This is a genomic window from Mucilaginibacter sp. Bleaf8, assembly GCF_018390515.1.
Taxonomy (GTDB): Bacteria; Bacteroidota; Bacteroidia; order Sphingobacteriales; family Sphingobacteriaceae; genus Mucilaginibacter.
In genome coordinates this window covers 502,261-522,018 of sequence record NZ_JAHBBK010000001.1, presented here as the reverse complement: position 1 = coordinate 522,018, position 19,758 = coordinate 502,261, and the positions used below count along the sequence as shown (strand labels likewise).

Here is a 19,758-nt window from a genome sequence, read left to right as displayed (position 1 = left end):
ATGTTACGTAAATTTATAGAAAGACCGGTATTATCAACGGTGATATCGGTTATTATAGTGATACTGGGTATACTGGGGCTCACATCGCTGCCAATATCAGAGTATCCCGAAATTGCGCCGCCTACGGTTGTGGTTTCTGCATCATACCAGGGTGCCAACGCTGATGTGGTTATGAACAGCGTTATTGTTCCGCTTGAGGAACAGATTAACGGCGTGGAGAACATGACCTACATGACTTCAACTGCCAGTAACAATGGTAGCGCTACAATAACGGTATACTTTAAGCTGGGTACTAACCCCGATCTGGCAGCGGTAAATGTGCAGAACAGGGTATCTAAAGCTACGCCCTTATTGCCTGCCGAGGTTACCAAGGCTGGTGTAACCACTGCTAAACAGCAAAGTAGTATGGTTATGGTATTCGCTATTTCGAGTACCAACAAATCATACGATCAAACCTTTTTGCAGAACTATGCCAACATCAACTTGCTGCCGCAATTAAAACGTATTAACGGTGTAGGTGATGCCAGCGTTTTCGGTCAGCAGGATTACTCTATGCGCATCTGGCTTAAACCGGATGTAATGGCTACTTACGGATTAATTCCTGACGATGTTAATGCCGCTTTAGCAGAGCAGAACATAGAAGCAGCACCAGGTAAAATTGGCGAGAACAGTAATCAGTCGTTCGAGTATGTTTTGAAATACAAAGGACGTTTAAAAACACCAGGCGAGTTCGAGAACATCGTAATCCGCTCGGCTACCAACGGACAGATTTTGCGTCTGCGTGATATTGCCAAGGTTGAGTTAGGTTCCCTTAGTTACGCAAGTAATTCCGAAACCAACGGTAACCCCTCCATAGCAATTGCAGTGTATCAAACCGCCGGTTCAAACGCCCACGAAATGATTAAACAGTGTGAGGAAACAATTGCAGCTTCTGCAAAAACCTTTCCTCCGGGGGTAAAGCCTATCGCTATCTTCAGTGCCAATGAGTTTCTCGATGTTTCTATCGAAAAGGTAATTCATACACTGGTTGAAGCATTTATCCTGGTGTTTATTGTGGTATTCATTTTCTTGCAGGATTTCCGCTCAACCCTGATTCCGGCTATTGCTGTGCCAGTGGCTATCGTAGGTACATTCTTCTTCCTGCAAGTGTTTGGCTTTACCATCAACCTGCTTACCCTGTTTGCATTAGTACTGGCCATCGGTATTGTGGTGGATGATGCCATCGTGGTGGTTGAGGCGGTACACGCCAAACTTGATCATGGTGCACAATCGGCCAAAACCGCTACGGTTGAGGCCATGAGCGAGATTAGCAGCGCTATTATATCTATTACATTGGTTATGGCTGCGGTATTTATTCCGGTATCGTTCATTACAGGCTCAACAGGTGTATTCTACAAGCAGTTTGGTTTAACGCTGGCTATATCAATCTTGATTTCAGCTGTAAACGCTTTAACCTTGAGCCCGGCCTTATGTGCGCTGTTATTAAAACCGCACCCGGAAGGTGAGCATCACAAAACCGGCTTTTTACAACGCTTTTACTCTGCCTTCAATACTGGTTTTGATGCACTAACGGGTAAATACAAAAAGTCGGTAAGCTTTTTAGCTGCCAAAAAATGGATTGCCGTTGCTGGTATTGCGGTGTTTGCTGTGTTATTCTGGTTCCTGCTCAAAACAACACCAAGCGCTTTCGTACCAAACGAAGATCAGGGCTTTATCATTGGCGACGTGTCCTTACCTCCATCGTCATCTTTGGAGCGTACTACACAGATAGCCAACCAGGTTTCTGCCATGGCTAAAAGTTTGCCCGAGGTTGAATCGGCTACGCGTATTGCAGGTCAGGGTATATTGAGCGGCGCAGGTGGTTCTTATGCAGCCGTCTTCATCAAACTTAAACCGTGGGATGAGCGCAAGGGAGCGGAGCACGATGTAAATGCCGTTACAGGCAAATTGTTTGGCATGACGGGCGGCATCAAAGGTGCACGTGTGCTATTCTTTGTACCACCATCATTACAAGGCTTTGGTAACAGCAGTGGTTTCGAATTCCAGGTTCAGGATAAAACTGGTGGTTCTATCCAGAAATTTACCGAAGTAAATGGGAAATTCCTGGGTGCTTTAAACCAGCGTCCGGAAATTCAATACGGTACTACCTTCTTCAACACCAACTTCCCTCAGTATAAAGTAGATGTGAACGTTGCTAAATGTAAAGAGGCTAATGTATCAGTAAGCTCTGTTTTGGGAACATTACAAGGTTATTACGGTGGTTTATACGCATCAAACTTTAACGAATTTGGTAAGCAATACCGCGTAATGATACAGGCTGATGCCAGTTACAGAGGTACGCCTGAAAGCATGAACGGTATATTTGTACGAACCAACAATGGTGTTATGGCACCAATATCTGAGTTTGTTACTCTGACCAAAACCTACGGTCCGGAATCAATAAACCGTTTCAATTTGTTTACCTCTATTTCCGTTACAGGTGCACCTAAGCCAGGCTACAGCTCAGGCGACGCTATCAGGGCAATTCAGGAAGTTGCAGCGCAGACTTTGCCTGCCGGTTATGGATATGAATTTTCGGGCCTTACCCGTGAGGAGATTGCAGGTGGTAGCCAAACCATATTCATCTTTATGCTGTGTTTGGTATTCGTTTACTTCCTGTTAAGTGCACAGTACGAAAGCTACATTTTACCGTTTGCCGTATTGTTATCATTGCCAATTGGTTTGGCTGGTGCATTTTTATTCGCCAAAATATTTGGTGTGGAAAACAACATTTATCTGCAAATCACGCTCATCATGCTTATTGGTTTGCTGGCTAAGAATGCGATTTTGATTGTGGAGTTTGCCGTTTTACGTCGCCGTGCCGGCGAGAGTATTGTGCAAGCCGCTATTGATGGCGCTGTAGCTCGTTTAAGACCGATTTTGATGACCTCATTTGCATTTATCTTTGGTCTGGTTCCGCTGATGCTGGCAACCGGTGCCGGTGCAGCAGGTAACCGTTCAATTGGCACTGGTGCGGTAGGCGGTATGCTGATCGGTACAATATTCGGCGTATTTGTTATTCCGGCCTTGTTCGTCATCTTCCAGGCATTACAGGAGCGCATAGGCGCCAAGCCTGAGCCTGTTATTGCCGAGGCGAACGCTGCCCAAGTTGAATAATAGGATAAACAGTATTCACAATTTTGACAAGAGTTTAAAATGATTAACAGATATAACAAGCAAGTAATTACGGCGCTGGCGGCAGTGTCGGTACTTGCTTCATGTGTAACCAAAAAGTATGAGCGGCCTGCGGTTAATACCAATAACCTGTACCGCGATACTACGATAACAGATACGGCCAGCATTGCCAATTTGCCGGTAAGTACGTTGTTTAGCGACACTGTGCTGCAAGGCCTTATCCGGGAAGGCATTAGCCAAAACCTGGATTTGAAAACTGCCGTGCAGCGTATCAACGAGGCTCAGGCTAATTTACAATTAAGCCGTGCGGCATTCTTGCCGAGCTTGGGCGGTAATGCTACTGCAACACGGGCAAAGCAATCAGCCGCTGGCCTGAACTTTCCGCCTGAGTTTGCAAACTCGTTTAACCTGAAAACAACCACCTATCAGATATTCCTGAACACAAGCTGGGAAGCTGATATTTGGGGAAAGTTAAGTAGTGCTAAAAGACAGGCTTTGGCTGGCTTGCTGCAAAGCGATGCTGCCAAAAGAGCTGTGCAAACCCAACTAATTGCCAATATAGCCAACAACTACTACAATTTGTTGGCGCTGGATCAGCAGCTGGCTATTACAGAGCAAACGCTTAAAAACCGTATCTCCGACGTAGAGACCATGAAGGCGCTTAAAGAAAGTGCTATAGTGACTGGTGCTGCCGTTGTACAAAGTGAGGCGAACCGCTACGCGGCGGAAGTGACCATACCCGATTTGAAAAGGAATATACGCGAAACGGAGAACGCTTTGAGCATTTTACTGGCAAGGGCACCAGGCACAATCAAGCGTACATCATTAGAAGAGCAAAAGCCCTTTGATAATTTACAAATGGGAGTACCATCTCAATTACTAAAAAACAGACCGGATGTACAACAGGCCGAGTTTGCTTTCAGAAGTGCATTTGAGAATACTAATCTGGCGCGTGCTTACTTTTATCCATCGCTAACCATTACGGCGCAGGGTGGGGTATCATCATTACGTATACGTAACTTGTTTGATAACTCCATTTTCTATAACGCAGTGGCAGGCTTAACTCAACCTATCTTTAACCGTGGCCAAAACAAAGCGCGTTTAAGAACCACACAAGCGCAACAATTAGAGGCTTACTATAGCTTCCAGCAGTCACTACTTACTGCCGGTGGCGAGGTTTCGAATGCCTTGTATGCCTACCAAACTGCTGTTGAAAAGCAAAACACCCGTGCTAACCAGCTCAAGGCTTTAGAAAAAGCAGTTGATTACACCAAAGAGTTATTACGTTATAGTTCATCAACCAACTATACCGACGTACTAACTTCAGAGCAAAGTTTATTGTCTGCTAAACTCAGCAGCGTAAATGACCGTTTGCAAGAACTACAAGCAGTAGTTAATCTCTATCGCTCGTTAGGCGGGGGTTGGAAATAAACAGTTTCTGGGATTATAAAAAAGGCGCTTAGTGTTAACTAAGCGCCTTTTTTGTTTAAAGATATTGCTGATAATAATTATATGAATGTCTCATAAAATAGGCCGTGTTTTCTAAATAGTTATAACATATTTAAAGAAAAGTTAAAACAAGATGGGTGGATTGTTGTTTACGAGTTGATTCACCTGCCTTGTTATTGCCTATGAAGTTTTTACTTTTTAAAAAGTATGTACCGTTTGTTGCCGTTTCAACTGTATTAATATTATCGTCAGTAAAAGTTAATGCTCAGCAAAGTCCTGATACCATACCCAAGCAACCTCAGAAAGACACGGTGCCAACGGCAACCGTTAGTCCACCGCCGCCAACCGCGGTAGCGCCAAAGCCGGATACCTCAAAAGCTGACGGTGTACAAGGCATTGTAAAAGATGAAAAGGGGCAACCCGTTCCCGGAGCAAACATCCGCATCAGCGGAACGCGAAGTGGCGTTACATCAGGTGCAGATGGTCGCTTTACCATACGTTTGCCAAAAGCCAACAGCATTTTACAGGTAAGCTATTTAGGATATGTTACACAAACAGTAAGGCCGGGCTCTTCAAAAAGCATCACGGTTACCTTGGCACCGTCCAGCCGCTCTCTCAACGAAGTTGTGGTTACCGGTTATTCAGCTCAGCAGAAGAAAGACCTAACTGGTGCTGTAGCTCAAATAAGGTCATCAGATATAGATAATATGCCGGTTGGTGGTGTAGACCAGCTACTGCAGGGTAAAGCCGCCGGCGTTTCTGTAACGCAAGCTACCGGTGCTCCTGGCGAAGGTATAGCCGTACGTGTACGTGGTGTGGGTACTATCAATAACAATAACCCCTTGTATGTAATTGATGGTGTGCCTACGCCATCAGGCATTAACCAGATTGCACCCTCGGATATCGAAAGCATCAATATCTTGAAAGACGCATCGTCGGCATCTATTTATGGTGCCCGTGCATCTAACGGGGTTGTGGTTGTGACAACCAAAAAAGGCCGTAGCGGCCCAGCGCGTTTCAGCATCAACCAGTACACCGGCGTGCAAACACACGGTGATCTGATCAAGATGGCCAACACGCAGCAATATGTAACTGCATTTAACACGGCTGCTGCGGCCGATGGGCGCGAACAGATACCGGCCAGCCTTGCAAGCACCTTACCGGATGTGAACTGGCAAAAGGAGGTATTAAAACCTGCTATTATCAACAACACCAGCCTATCGGTAAATGGTGGTAGTGAAAGTAGTAACTATATTGTTTCGGCAAATTATTTTAAGCAGGATGGATTGATAAAAAACAGTGCATTCGACCGTTTAAACCTGCGCACGGGTGTTAACAGTACGCTTTCAAAAATATTTACGGTTGGTACCAACATCAATTTATCTTACTCCAAAACCCGTCAGGTTGGTTCCTCAGGCGATGGCTTTGGCGCGGGTAATCAGGGTGCAAGTGTAATGCGATATGCTTTGTTTCGCACACCGGCAACACCAGTATTCAAATCCAATGGTGATTATGTTGATCTACCCGAAAACCCGGCGTTTTTTGGTGATGGCTTAAATCCGGTTGGTTATGCCGATAATTTTGATAGAAACTATAACGCTTACGGCGTAATAGGCAATGTATACGCCGAAGCTAACATCTTAAAAGGTTTAAAGTTCAGATCAACATTTGGTGGCAATCTGGTTATCACCGACTTTAAACAGTTCTTCAAGATTTGGGGGAGCGACCGGGCTATCAACTCACCAGGAAGCTTGGCTCGTTCAAATGCCAATCAGTTTGATTACAACTGGACCAACACACTCACCTATAACTTCAACATCAACAAGGATAACGTATTTACCATATTGGCAGGTAGTGAGGCTATCAAGAGTCGCACAAACGGCTTATCGGCTTCGCGGTCCATCTTTCCAAACCAAGATCCAAATTTCCAATACTTAGATAATGGCATAGGCGTGCAGCAAAACGGTGAAAACGAGTCGCGCTGGGCGCTGTTCTCGTTGTTTGGTCGTGTTGATTACCAGTATGCCGAAAAGTACCTGGCCAGCTTTACTGTTCGTCGTGACGGTTCGTCACGTTTGGCGCCCAACAGCCGTTATGGTAACTTTTATGCCGGATCGGTTGGCTGGCGTTTGGACAGAGAAAACTTTTTGAAAGATGTAAAGTGGCTTTCGTTATTAAAACTTAGAGCCAGCATTGGGCAAACTGGTAATCAGGAAATCAGTAATTATGCCTATACCACGCTTAACTCATTTGTAGGTTTTTACCCGTTTGGCGGTACGCCGGTAATTGGTAACTCGCTTACGGCAAGAGGTAACAGCAATATTAAATGGGAAACCAGCACACAAACAAATTTTGGTTTGGATGCATCATTCCTCAATAATGATCTGCAATTCTCAGCCGACTACTTTATCCGCGATAACTCGGATATTTTGTTCGCCAACCCGTTACCACCAAGTGCCGGGGGAGGTGCCAGCCCCTATATAAACGCAGGCAAGGTGCGCAACAAAGGTTTGGAATTGCAGGTTTCGTACCGCAAAGCATTATCTCAAAACTGGCGTTTCGACGTATCGGGTAACTTGGCCACACTTAGTAATAAAGTGTTATCGTTGGCTGGTTCGCCAATTGTGGGTGGCCGTATAGATAATGAGTATTATGCTACACTTACCACGGTCGGTCGGCCGATAGGCGCTTTTTACCTATTGCCTATGGAAGGTGTGTTTCAAAACCAGCTCGACATATTTACGCATGCCTACCAGGGCGAAGGTATAAAACCCGGCGATGTAAAATATACAGATAGCAATGGCGATGGGGTGATTAATGAGAATGACCGTGTGATTGCAGGCAGCCCTATACCTAAACTTACCTATGGCTTTACGGGCAATGTAGCATTCAAACAGTTCGATCTAAGCTTGTTTTTTCAAGGAGCGAAAGGGAACAAAATCTATAACCAGATACGTACCGATAATGAGGGCTTTTACCGTGCGTTTAATATTACTGAGCGCGTGGCAACAGGTAGCTGGAATGGGGATGGGAGTACGAATGAGTTTCCGCGCCTTACCTGGGAGTCGGCATCGTCAACTAACAACCGCCGCCCTTCCACACGATTTCTTGAGGATGGATCTTACCTGCGTTTAAAGAATGTGCAGTTAGGTTACAACTTCAGCAGCAACTTGCTATCAAAATTAAAGATGTCGTCTATGCGGATATATGTAAGTGCTCAAAATTTGTTTACTATCACTAAGTATACCGGCCTGGACCCGGAGATTTACACCAGCAGTAACGCACAGGGTGACGGCGTAAGAGCCGTGGGGATTGATTGGGGTACTTATCCCTCAGCACGCATTTATACATTAGGGGTTAACGTGAATTTTTAAATAATGAGAATTAACTATATAATAACGCCGTTGTTTGCCTGCCTGCTGCTGGGCACGGGCTGCAAAAAGTTTTTAGACGAACCGGCGCTTGGATATTATTCAAATGAAGATTTATTCAGTAATGATGCAACCACCAAAACCGCGGTGAATGCCGCATATATACCGTTAACCTTTACCGATGCGTCAGCTAACCCCCTATGGGTACTGGGGGATGTTGCTACAGATGATGTAATAATAGGAGGGAACGCCGGTGAGCAGGCCGACTATACCAGTGTAGATCTTTATAACATTTTACCGGGCAATGCTGCTGTACAAGCGTTATGGGCACGTTATTATGATGGCATTAACCGTTGCAATGTAGTAACGGATGGTTTAAATGCAAGTAACACCCGCGTGTCTGATGAGGTTAAAAAGCAATCGCTGGCAGAAGTAAAATTCTTGAGAGCTTACTATTACTTTTTGTTAACCAACTTTTATGGCAACATACCTTTACGCCTAAAAGTAACAACTGCTGCGGATGCAGCCATGCCGCTATCGCCACAGGCGCAAGTTTATGCTCAAATAGAAAAAGACCTGACCGAAGCGGTAGCCGGATTGCCTGACAAGTGGCAGGCTGGTAACGATGCCGGGCGTGCCACAAAAGGCGCCGCGCTGGCTTTAATGGCTAAAACTGCCCTGTTCCAGAAAAAGTATGCAGACGCGGTAAAATATGCTGATCAGGTTGAGGCGTTAGGTTACCAGCTAACCGCTGATTACGGTGACAATTTCAATGCGTCGGCCAAGAATAATAGTGAAGCAATTTTTTCGGTATGGCATGTGCGTAGTGCACAGCCGTTGCAGGGCAATTCATTGAATTACTGGTTTGCACCCCGGGCTTTGAATGGAGCAGGCGTGTATTATCCAACCCAAAATCTTGTTGATAATTTTGAACCCGGTGACCCCAGATTGGATCGTACCATCGCTCGTGCCGGTCAGCCTTATTTTGATTCTGATTTTGATGCCTCATGGTCGTCTACTGGTTATTTATCCAAAAAACATGTGCAGCCTTTAAGTGAAGTACCGTCAACCACCAAAAACGATGCAAACCTTAATTATGAGGCTATCCGCTTTGCCGATATCTTGTTGATAAAAGCAGAGGCGTTGAACGAATCCGGCCAGAGCACAGCTGCGCTTGCGCCATTAAACAAAGTAAGGCAGCGTGCCCGAACCAATTATGATGGTACCGCACCTGCAGGTTTACTGGCAGATATAACAGTAACAGACCAGGCCCAATTGCGGGATATTATACGGCGTGAGCGCAGGTCTGAACTGGCTTTGGAATTTCAACGGTATTTTGATGTCATGCGCTATGGTCAAGCATATGCCGAAGCTGCTATTAAGCCAGGCGCCCCAAATTTCAGTTTCGCACAAAATCGCTTTTTTCCAATTCCGCAAACGGAGCGGAATACCAACGGCGGATTGTAAGTATTTAATAACGCACAGTAATGATTCGTAAACGTATATATACATCATATCGATATTTCGCAATAGTGCCTGCTATTTGTGCAATGATGGCTTCCTGTAAAAAAGATAAGCAGGAAGCTGATTATAACGCCAATAAGCAGGAGCTTAAACGGCTAACCGATTCTATAACTCAGGTTTACGCACAAGCACCGGAAGGTCGGGATATAGGCCAGTATCCAAAACAAGCACGAGCTGATCTGAAACAGGCGGTTGATATGGCTGCATCAGTAAACAATGGACAGTTTACCCAGCAGGAGGTTAATAATGCTTATGCTAGTTTACGCCGGGCAATTTCCGCTTTCAATGCCCGGCAAATTGCTGAGGTAGCTTCGCAGAATTTAATTGCTAAATGGTTGTTCAATGGCAACGCACAAGATGCAACCGCTAATCATAATGATGGCATACTGATGTCAGGCATTATAGGCACAGAAGGCAATCATACCGACGGCGGCACATTGCCCGTGCTCACTACCGATCGTTTTGGCCAAGATAATCGCGCTTATGAGTTGTCCAATGGGGCTTATATTGAAGTGCCATATAAAACCGCCCTAAATCCTGATATGCTGAGCATTAGCATGTGGATTAAGCCAAAAGAACAGTTTGGCGATAATTACATTATGTCGCTTAATCGTTGGAATGGTTTTAAGTTCCAGTTGCAGGCAGATAATTTTTTATTTATGACCTTGAAAACACCTGCTGCAACTTTTGATAAAGACAGCAATCCGGGTAAGATGGTTACCGGCGAATGGCATCATGCCGTAGTTACGGTAGGCAATGGGGCTATAACTTTTTATGTAGACGGTGTACAGGTAAAAACAGAAAGTTTGGCCGGTACCGCAGCGAAACTTGCCGCACCCGTAAATTTGGCGATAGGTCAGCAGTTACCCAAAGATCAGTTCAATTTTACAGATACAAGTAATCCTAATTACTTCTATAGCGGCTCTTATTTTAAAGGAGCATTAGATGATATTCGTTATTATAATAAGGTGCTTTCCACAACTGAAGTAACGAGTATCTATAACAATGAGAAACCTGATTAAGGTATGCTGAATTCAGAAGTTGCTAAAAGGTAGCAGTGCTAGTGAACGAAGTTGTTGGGGGATAGAAGTTGTTGGGGGATATAGTAATAATCCATCGACTCTTGACAGTACTGCTGTCTATAAAGTCGACATGCATTGTAGCACTTAATTGTGTCTAAGAATAGACTCAAGGAATGCAAATGTTATCTCACGAATAACAGTGGAACCATCAGTATGAACAAGTCATACAATATTTATGAGGCGCTCATACAAGCGCCTTTCTCACTTGGAGGAATATATAGTTAAGCTATCAAACCGGTAAAGGGAGCTTCAGGTAACGTCGCCTGAGCTTTGAAACGGTTATATACAGCTTTAAGTTCGCGCTTTTGTCTTTCAAAAAGTACTATGATATCTTTCTTAGTATCTTTTGATATTGAATTGATGTTCAGATGTACTATTTTCATGTTTAAGATTAAACCATTATCGTGCCAATTAAAAATTAAGTGCAGTTTAGCTGTTAATTCCCGATGGGTTTACACATACAAAATTGCTACTATAAGGTGAAAATTTCAGTTGGTATGATGTTGATTTAATGTGTGTTACCAATGATGATTGCAGTTATGAATATCGTTTTTCTTTGTCGAGAGGCGGGGTGCGTTGTTGAATTCTACTAGTTAATTTGTATGATAATTAGGAATTGACTTATGCTTTTTAGAACAGTTTGATTATTCCAAAAAAGTTCAAACCATTTAGCTATGTATTGTTTTAACTATAAGTTAACATGAAGTATGGTAGGGAGATTAACCTTATGTACTAATTATAATTTTTATACCAATTAATAGACAGAGCGATGGAAAATCAACAGAAGAAAGAAAACGGATTTTTGAAACCGACAGAGGGAAATGCAGCAGATACAAATACTACTAATCCAAATATTGAGAGCCATAAACAAAAAGAGGAGGAGGGGTATAAAATAGCTATGGAAGATACCATGATAGGCTATGACGGCCACGAGGATCAATTAGATGTTGATTTAGGCGACGGCAATTCAAACACACAGAATACGCGCGGTGTTGACGATAATGACTAAGATTATAATATTAGAGTCTATAGAGTAAACGACCCGCCATTGAGCGGATCGCTTACTTTATGTGAAAGAGTCATTTATTATTCTCTGTTACGTTTTTTAATTAATCGTAACGGGCAGATAAATAGTGAGTACTTCAATATAGCACACACATACATAAACGTCGTGCGCTAATTAAAAAGAGCGCTGTGGATGTCAACAGCGCTCTTTGTTTTTTACTTGACCCGAAAGCAAGATATATATCAATATTGCATTTGTACTGTTAAGAAACTGAACAAACTTTCTTAACAGTACAAGCAATTGCTTAAGCTTACTTAGCTGCTTTTTTTACTTTTATAGCATTTAGCCCTTTTGGCGTCTTCTCCACTTCAAAGGTTACTTTGTCGTTTTCCTTAATTTGCTCTACAATTCCGTTTACATGCACAAAAATACTTTCTTGTGATTGCAGATCGCGGATAAAGCCATAACCTTTTGATTCGTTAAAAAATGCAACTGTTCCATTTCTAACGGTTTCAACAGGACGGTCTTCTTGCTTTGGTACACCAAGCTGAATATCTTCCGACTGGACATTCTTTCTTTTTGTAGGGTCAGGTGGCGTAGAAGTGATGTTACCATTGTGATCTACGTAAGCCATCATGTCTTCCAGACTTTTGCCCTTATCAGAATTAGCCTTGCGTTCTTCGGCTCTTTCTTTTTTGTCTCTTTGCTTTTTAAGCCTTTTCTTTTCGTTTTCTTTTTTACTAAATGTTTCGGTTGATCTACCCATAGATTATTTATTTGTTTTTGAGAACCATCTTACAATTGGTTCAAGCCTTTTTAATTGTATGTGTAGCAAGGCTTCTTATTTTGCACCGCTATACAAGTGAATCAGTAAATTTAAATAACAAAAAAGCATTCCCATAAAAGAAGGGAATGCTTTACAATAAATTGGTATAGTGTGTTAAGCTAATTTTACATTTATTGCGTCAAGACCCTTTTTTCCTTCTTCCACATCGAATGTTACCAAATCATTTTCACGAATAGGGTCAATGAGGCCAGTTGAGTGTACAAAAACATCATTTCTGTTTTCACTCTGTGAGATAAATCCAAAACCTTTTTCGGTATTGAAAAACTTCACTGTTCCTTCTTTTTGCATTATAATTTATTTACTAAGTATGCAAGGTAAGCAATAAATTCGGCATTTTACTTATTGCTATAGATATTTATTTTCCTGTTAATATCAAGCAGAGCCTAAGATCACTTGATAGTGAAAGCATAATTCGTTCGGCATTCATTTTTCTATTAAGCTGGAACTATGTTATGTTCATTTTAGCTTAGTTAAGCGAGAATTCAATTTTCGCCATTGTCTTTTAGCGATGGGCCTGACAAATGAAGAGAACATTGGATGTAAAAAGAAAGCCTGCAATTTACAAAGCAGGCTTTTTTCTGATGAAAATTTTTTTGGCGGAGAGTTAGGGATTCGAACCCCAGGACCTGTTACAGTCAACAGTTTTCAAGACTGCCGCAATCGACCACTCTGCCAACTCTCCGGGGACAAAAGTACAAATCCGTGCTGAATTGCCAAATTTTAATTTCACTTTTTTTACAAAGTCGGCACAGTATTTGAAAGGTGCTGATAATCAGGCTAAAATACACTAATGAGCCCGTTGTTGCTGGTGAGTGCGGAAGCTGTTAACCCTCGGTTTTACAATTTTGATGCTCCTTTTAGACAAGTCGACGCTTGCATTGAGTTCAAATCCTATCAAAATTATAAGTGAATTGATGTATAACCAAATCATCATAACAATCAAAGTTCCTATCGAACCATATATTTTATTGTAGGAAGAAAAGTGATTGATGTAGTAAGTAAACCCTAAAGATGTAAGTACGGCTAAGGTTGTAGCCAGCATTGAACCCGGACTGATAAACTTCCATCTGCGCTTGTGCGCTGGGCCATAACGGTATAATGTGGATACAACCACAAAGAAGATAAGTACTACAATGATCCAGCGGGATAGCGCAATGAGATATAGCCATAAATGCCAGGTCGAGAACATGCGCGATTGTAAGAAGTTAATTACCGCTTGCCCGGCAACTAAAATGCCGATGGCTAATAGTAAAGAAAAACTGATAACTACGGTTAGCACTACTGATATCAGGCGACGTTTTAACCAGCTGCGGCTTTCAACAATTAATGATGATTTATTAAATGCCTGCATCAGGTTATATACGCCATTAGATGCAAAGTAGAGAGCCGATGCGAAACCAAAGGACAACAACTTGCCGTTCTGATTTTTCACGATGTCAAACATGGTACTCTTCAATGCTGAAAAGGCGTTGCCCGGCAGTATTACAGATAACAGATCCAGTAGCTTGTCCTGAAAATGAGATATAGGCACGAAAGGTATTAGTGTAAATAAAAAGATGGTGGCCGGAAATAACGCCAGCATAAAGTTATAGGCCAGCGATGAAGCGCGGTTTACCAGCGAACTTTTTTTTAATTCGCCTAAAAAGAAAGCAGCAATGGTATACAATGGCAGCGGACGGAAGCCGGGCAGTATAACCCGCTTGGTCCATTCAATAAAGCTCCTGTATAATCCCAACCTCAGCAGTACGCGGTGCAGCCATTCCATCCACCAAATTTACTCAAAATATGGCTTTAGTTGGTCTAAAAATTCTTGAGGGGCTAAACTTGGCCTGCCGGTTTTCATGTTAATGAATGCCAGCAGCGTTTCACCAACGTGTATCAGTTCTTCTTTCTCGTTAAACAATTCGTACTTAAAATGAATTTTAACACCCGGCATTTTTTCAATTGTAACCCTGACGCTGATCTCTTCATCGTACAAAGCCGGTTTCAGGTAACGGCATTTCATTTCGAGTACCGGCATCATAATACCTGTTTCTTCCATCCATCGGTAGGTCAGCCCCGTGCTGCGTAACATTTCTACACGGCCAACCTCAAAAAACTCGGCATAGTTGCCATAGTACATATAGCCCATCTGGTCGGTTTCGCCGTAGCGGACACGTAATTTGGTGGTATATTGAAACATTATCTTTTGATACCCCTTTCGTTAAGTGCTTGTTGGAAACGGCGTGCATTAGCCAGGTGATCGGCCACGTTGCTTGCATAGTTATGATAACCCGAAAAATCTTCTTTAGCACACATGTAAATGTAATCGTGCTTTTTGTAATTCAACACCGAATTAATGGCATTAACGGATGGCATCATAATAGGGCCAGGGGGCAGGCCGGTATTACGATAGGTATTGTAAGGTGATGGTGTGTTTAAATATTTATTCAATACCCGTTTGATGGTAAAATCGCCGGTAGCAAAAATTACAGTCGGGTCGGCTTCCAGCTTAATGCCACGCTTAAGCCGGTTCAGGTACAAGCCGGCAATCATAGGCATTTCATCATCATGCAGTGCTTCTGCATCAACAATGGATGCCAGTATGGAAACCTGTATGGGCGATAAGTTAAGTGCCTGGGCTTTTTGCTTGCGCTCTGCGGTCCAAAACTTTTCATATTCGCCGTACATACGCTTAAAGAACTTTTCGCTTGTTGTATTCCAATACATCTGGTAAGTATTGGGAATAAACATGGCATATATGTTTTCGGTATTGAAGCCGTATTTCTCGATAAACTTTGTAGAATCCAACAGGCTGATGATAGCGATAGAATCGGGCTCCAACTGCTTGGCTACAGACCCGGCAAATTGGGTTTTCAGGCGCAGATTATGAAATGACAGTTTCACCGCTTCCTGCGCACCCGACTTTAGCATGTTGATCAGCGCACGGTTGCTCATGCCCGATTTTAGTTTGTATTTACCGGGCTTTACGCGGTTTACGTAGTTCATGTTGTGTGCGGCCCAGTTAAAGGTGGTGGTATCTTTTACTATGCCTTGCTCACGTATGTTGGCGTACACTTCGTTATAGCCTGCATCGGTATGGATGTATAGATATTCTTGTTTGTCGGTTACGTTGGCGCCAAAATAGCGCAGGTAATATACAACACCGGTAATACCCAATGCGAGGATAACGATTACCACCAGTGCGATAATGAACTTTTTGAAAGTACCGCCAGGTGATTGCGATTGTTGATTCATGACAGGTAAATGTATGTTTATTCTTGTATTCTGCGTAAGGCCAGCAAGCCGCCAGTTAAGTTTCTTACATTCTCATAACCATTTTGCTGTAAAATGGATTGCGCCGTTTCACTTCTTAATCCGGCCTTGCATATAACAATTATTTCTTCATCAATGTTCCATGGTAATTTAACGCCTGATTCGGCGAGCTTATTTAACGGAATATTTAAGCCGCCAATGTTATGAGTATGATATTCGATCGGCTCTCTTACATCAAGAATGCGTAATTGTTCAGGGAGTTGCAACCGTTGTTGCAGCTCCCTTGCGCTGATATCAGGGTTGCTCGGGCTGAGGTTCATCCGTTTTTTTACCTTGTGAAACGGTTAAATTAATACGCGTGCCTATACTGGTTTTGCTGGTTGAGTCGGTAGGCATCGGGAACTGTGATACCACTACTACGTTTGTCGAGTCGGTAATACTTCCCTCATAGGTAATGGACCCTACCGTTAAGCCGGCACCGCGAATAGCAAAGCGCGCAGCATCCAGATCCTGGTTTAACAAGTCGGGTATATCAACTTCATTTGCACCGGCACCATCGCCCAACACTAAATTAACTTTTGATCCTTTAGGTAATTTAAATCCGGTTTTGATGATCTGACCACCAAAAGTTACTTCAAGTATCCGGTCACGGGCAATGTCAGAGCGGTAAGTGGTGTCGCCAACCTTCAATCCGTTGTTTGACAGAATAGCAACGGCTTCGCGGTAGGTACTTTGATCCAACTCTGGTAAAGATACTTCAGGAGCTTCTGTTGTTACCATGGTTAAGTAAATGGTACGGCCTTCCTTTACATTGGTACCAGCGTCAGGGTCCTGCTCAATGATAGTACCCGGAGCCTGATCCTGCACATAAACGGAATCAACCTGGTAACGAAAGCCCTGCTGTTCCATTATGGCGCGTGCCTGGTCAATAGAAAGTCCTTTTAATTTAGGTACAGGTACGCCAGATCCGTGGCGGGTATAATAACCTAAACTCAAATAAGCAATTAATATTACGGCCAGTACCGAACCAACGGCGGCTAAAAAGTTATTACGAAAGTCTTTGGTTTTTAAATATGTCCAGAATTTACTCATCTGTGTGGGCAATCAAATTTTAAAAGGCAATCAGCTATCAAACATACTTAATATTTCTGAAACAGAAATTTGTAAGCCAGTTCAAACACATTTACACAAGCTGCAAAATTAACAATTAGCTTCAAGAGTTTAGTATCCGTACGTTACGATTGTATATTACCCTAAAAACCAGTTATATACCAACGTCATTTAAACAATATGCTGTTAAATGCGCTTAAATACATTAATATTGTTACCGCGTACATGACCATACAGCAGATACTTAAGCATTATTGGAAGCACGAAGCTTTCCGGCCCTTGCAGCAGGAGATTATTGAATCGGTGCTGCAAGGACGGGATACACTGGCCTTACTACCCACTGGCGGGGGCAAGTCGGTATGCTACCAAGTGCCTGCAATGGCTATGGAAGGGATTTGTTTAGTCATTTCCCCATTAATTGCCCTGATGAAAGATCAGGTAGACAATTTGAAAAGCAAGGGTATACAGGCTATTGCTATCGTATCTGGCATGGGTAAACGGGAAGTGGATATTGCGTTGGATAATTGTATATACGGGCCGGTAAAGTTCTTGTATCTCTCGCCCGAGCGTTTACAATCAGATTTGGTACGCGAGCGAATCAAATACATGAAGGTAAATCTCATTGCGGTTGATGAAGCGCATTGTATATCGCAGTGGGGGTATGATTTCAGGCCGCCTTACCTGCACATTGCCGATTTGCGCGAACTCCATCCTAAAGTACCTGTACTAGCCCTAACGGCGACAGCTACAACTGATGTAAAGGAAGACATACAACAAAAACTACTATTTACAGCTCCAAATGTTTACCAGCAGAGTTTTGAGCGCCACAATATCAGCTATCTGGTACAGCATGAAGAAAACAAACTGCGCAAAATGCTGGATATAGCAAGGGGCGTTAAAGGAACAGGTATTGTTTATGTGCGCAGCCGTAAAGAAACGGTCGATATAGCAAAGTATTTTACCGACCATGACATGGCAGCCGACTATTATCACGCCGGTTTAACCGGCGATTTACGCTCGGCTAAGCAGGAGCAGTGGAAAAGTAATCATATCCGCATTATGGTGGCCACCAATGCATTTGGAATGGGCATAGACAAACCCGATGTACGTTTTGTAATTCATAAGGATGTGCCCGAAAGCCTGGAAGCTTATTATCAGGAAGCTGGTCGTGCAGGTCGTGATGAACAAAAGGCTTATGCGGTTTTATTATATAGTGCAGCGGATAAACTAAAGCAGGAAAAGAAATTTGAATCCAGTTTTCCATCAGTAGATGAAATAAAGCAGGCTTACCACTATCTGGCCAATTATTTTCAATTAGCATATGGAGCAGGCGAGGGGTTAAGCTTTGATTTGGATCTGGCCGATTTTTGCAGCCGGTTTAAGCTTGACGCATTGAAAACACTAAATGCATTGAAGTTTTTGGAACAAGCAGAACACCTGGCTTTCAATGAAAGTGTATTCCTGCCATCGCGTTTTCGTTTTGAGGTATATAATGAAGATTTGTACAAGTTCCAGATACAAAACGCAGCTTGGGATCCATTTATCAAAACACTACTGCGATCTTACGGTGGTGCGTTTGACAACTATGTGCGCCTGCGCGAATTTGATTTAGCACGCCGTACCAATTTAAGTGTACAACAAGTGACCGATGCTTTACAGCAACTGCAACAGGCTGGTGTATTAAGCTATTTGCCGCAAACGGATAAACCACAGGTTACCTATCTAAAGGCTCGTGTAACATCCGATCACCTGATACTGGATAAACGCTATCTGGAAAACCGTAAGTCGGTATACCAGCAAAAGATGGAAGCCATGCTAACGTATGCCTGCCAGCAACAATGCCGCAGCCAGATGCTGTTAGCTTACTTTGGTGAAACAGGCGCACCTAAATGCGGTGTATGCGATGTATGTTTACAGGAAAAGCGTCAAAAAAATGCGGCTCAACTGAATGAAAACATAGCGGAAGAAATTATGGAGTTGCTGAACCAGGAACCGGTTAGTCTTGATCAGTTAGTTACTTCACTAAAGCATGGCCAAAAATCAGAACGCCTTACTGTAATCAGGATGTTGCTGGATAGCGGTCGTATAAAAACCAGTGGCGACAAGTTTTACGTGTGATTAGCTTCTGAGATAGGATGCACCGTTCAAATCGATAATACCACCGCTGGTAAATTCGAATCCTGATGAGGCATATACCACCGCCAGTCGGGCCAGCTCTTCAGGTTCGGCTACGCGGTTGAAGGGGCTTTGTGATTTTATGGCTTCACCTGCAGGGCTGTTCAATAGGTCAGCGGTCATGTCGGTTTGTACAAAGCCCGGAGCTATGATATGAACGCTGATGTTGTGCGGCGCTAATGCTAATGCCAATGATTGACTCATGGCATTTAAGCCGGCCTTGCTTGCGCCATAGGCAGGGGCGTCGGGCTCGCCGCGAAATGCGCCGCGTGAGGATACGTTGATTATTTTGCCTCCACCTTGTGCAATCATTTGCTTTGATGCAAAGTAGCACATATTAGCTACGCCTGTAAGATTCGTGCCGATTGTTTCGTTCCAGCTTTGTTGCCAGTCGGCGTAGCTTACTTCTGCAATTTTATGATCCACGAAAACGCCTGCATTATTAATCAGTACATCCAAGCAGGAATACTTTTGAAGCAGTTCCTTATAAAATAGCTCTATAGCTGCAGCATTCGACTGATCTAACTGCCATGCGCTATGCTGGTTTTGTGTACCTAATTCGGATAGTGTTTGCTCAGCCTCAACCTTATTACTCTTGTAGGTTATAATTACCGTAGCATTTAGCGATGCAAACAGCTTTGCGCAAGCTTTGCCTATGCCACGCGATCCGCCGGTAATCAGTACATTCTTGCCGCTAAAATCAATAACCATACAGACTAAGGGAATATAAAAAAGGCCGGATCAAGTGAATGAGTCCGGCCTTTT

General features: G+C 43.2%; 16 protein-coding genes and 1 tRNA gene. 7 read left to right on the top strand and 10 right to left on the bottom strand.

Annotated features, from left to right (window positions below):
- The 5 genes from KHS38_RS02185 to KHS38_RS02165 all read left to right on the top strand — a co-directional run bounded on the left by KHS38_RS02185 (window position 1) and on the right by KHS38_RS02165 (window position 10,540).
- Window positions 1-3,156: an efflux RND transporter permease subunit gene (locus tag KHS38_RS02185; RefSeq protein ID WP_213486616.1), complete on the top strand. Its 3,156-nt coding sequence runs from the start codon at window positions 1-3 to the stop codon at window positions 3,154-3,156.
- A gap of 39 nt (window positions 3,157-3,195) precedes the next feature.
- Entirely contained in the window at window positions 3,196-4,605 is a 1,410-nt protein-coding gene (locus tag KHS38_RS02180; protein ID WP_213486614.1) for an efflux transporter outer membrane subunit, read from the top strand.
- A 200-nt stretch (window positions 4,606-4,805) separates the two neighbouring features.
- Window positions 4,806-7,997 carry a SusC/RagA family TonB-linked outer membrane protein gene (locus KHS38_RS02175; protein ID WP_213486613.1) on the top strand — a complete coding sequence of 1,064 codons (3,192 nt, stop codon included), beginning with the start codon at window positions 4,806-4,808 and terminating at the stop codon, window positions 7,995-7,997.
- 3 nt (window positions 7,998-8,000) lie between these two features.
- Window positions 8,001-9,461, top strand: a complete 1,461-nt coding sequence (locus KHS38_RS02170; protein ID WP_213486611.1) for a RagB/SusD family nutrient uptake outer membrane protein — start codon at window positions 8,001-8,003, stop codon at window positions 9,459-9,461.
- Window positions 9,462-9,544: 83 nt separating this feature from the next.
- On the top strand, window positions 9,545-10,540 hold the full coding sequence (locus tag KHS38_RS02165; RefSeq protein ID WP_213486604.1) for a LamG domain-containing protein: 996 nt from the start codon (window positions 9,545-9,547) through the stop codon (window positions 10,538-10,540).
- Between the two features lie 281 nt (window positions 10,541-10,821).
- On the opposite strand, the gene KHS38_RS02160 is transcribed toward KHS38_RS02165, so the two are convergent.
- A complete protein-coding gene (locus KHS38_RS02160) occupies window positions 10,822-10,983 on the bottom strand; it encodes a hypothetical protein (protein ID WP_213486602.1) in 162 nt (53 codons plus the stop codon).
- Window positions 10,984-11,369: 386 nt separating this feature from the next.
- Between KHS38_RS02160 and KHS38_RS02155 the strand changes: the two genes are divergently transcribed.
- Window positions 11,370-11,609, top strand: coding sequence for a hypothetical protein (locus KHS38_RS02155; protein ID WP_213486600.1), 240 nt, complete (start codon window positions 11,370-11,372; stop codon window positions 11,607-11,609).
- Between the two features lie 307 nt (window positions 11,610-11,916).
- Here KHS38_RS02155 and KHS38_RS02150 read toward each other — a convergent pair whose 3' ends face one another.
- The 8 genes from KHS38_RS02150 to KHS38_RS02115 all read right to left on the bottom strand — a co-directional run bounded on the left by KHS38_RS02150 (window position 11,917) and on the right by KHS38_RS02115 (window position 16,800).
- The gene (locus KHS38_RS02150; RefSeq protein ID WP_213486598.1) at window positions 11,917-12,372 is read right to left on the bottom strand and encodes a cold-shock protein; all 456 of its coding nucleotides are present in this window, start codon (window positions 12,370-12,372) and stop codon (window positions 11,917-11,919) included.
- A 174-nt stretch (window positions 12,373-12,546) separates the two neighbouring features.
- Complete coding sequence (locus KHS38_RS02145; protein WP_213486596.1) at window positions 12,547-12,741, bottom strand: cold-shock protein; 195 nt, start codon at window positions 12,739-12,741, stop codon at window positions 12,547-12,549.
- A 306-nt stretch (window positions 12,742-13,047) separates the two neighbouring features.
- Window positions 13,048-13,135, bottom strand: a tRNA-Ser gene (locus tag KHS38_RS02140).
- A 105-nt stretch (window positions 13,136-13,240) separates the two neighbouring features.
- The gene (locus KHS38_RS02135; protein WP_213486590.1) at window positions 13,241-14,218 is read right to left on the bottom strand and encodes a YihY/virulence factor BrkB family protein; all 978 of its coding nucleotides are present in this window, start codon (window positions 14,216-14,218) and stop codon (window positions 13,241-13,243) included.
- 9 nt (window positions 14,219-14,227) lie between these two features.
- Window positions 14,228-14,635, bottom strand: coding sequence for an acyl-CoA thioesterase (locus tag KHS38_RS02130; protein WP_213486583.1), 408 nt, complete (start codon window positions 14,633-14,635; stop codon window positions 14,228-14,230).
- Window positions 14,635-15,690 carry an endolytic transglycosylase MltG gene (mltG, locus tag KHS38_RS02125; RefSeq protein WP_213486581.1) on the bottom strand — a complete coding sequence of 352 codons (1,056 nt, stop codon included), beginning with the start codon at window positions 15,688-15,690 and terminating at the stop codon, window positions 14,635-14,637. The genes KHS38_RS02130 and mltG overlap by 1 nt, the downstream gene beginning before the upstream one ends.
- Before the next feature lie 17 nt (window positions 15,691-15,707).
- Window positions 15,708-16,028 carry a rhodanese-like domain-containing protein gene (locus KHS38_RS02120; protein ID WP_213486580.1) on the bottom strand — a complete coding sequence of 107 codons (321 nt, stop codon included), beginning with the start codon at window positions 16,026-16,028 and terminating at the stop codon, window positions 15,708-15,710.
- Window positions 16,003-16,800, bottom strand: coding sequence for a PASTA domain-containing protein (locus KHS38_RS02115; protein ID WP_213486578.1), 798 nt, complete (start codon window positions 16,798-16,800; stop codon window positions 16,003-16,005). The genes KHS38_RS02120 and KHS38_RS02115 overlap by 26 nt, the downstream gene beginning before the upstream one ends.
- Before the next feature lie 198 nt (window positions 16,801-16,998).
- On the opposite strand from KHS38_RS02115, the gene KHS38_RS02110 reads away from it, so the two are divergent.
- Window positions 16,999-18,936, top strand: coding sequence for a RecQ family ATP-dependent DNA helicase (locus KHS38_RS02110; RefSeq protein WP_349627906.1), 1,938 nt, complete (start codon window positions 16,999-17,001; stop codon window positions 18,934-18,936).
- Here KHS38_RS02110 and KHS38_RS02105 read toward each other — a convergent pair whose 3' ends face one another.
- Window positions 18,937-19,704, bottom strand: a complete 768-nt coding sequence (locus KHS38_RS02105) for an SDR family NAD(P)-dependent oxidoreductase (protein WP_213486576.1) — start codon at window positions 19,702-19,704, stop codon at window positions 18,937-18,939.
- Between the last annotated feature and the right edge of the window lie 54 nt (window positions 19,705-19,758).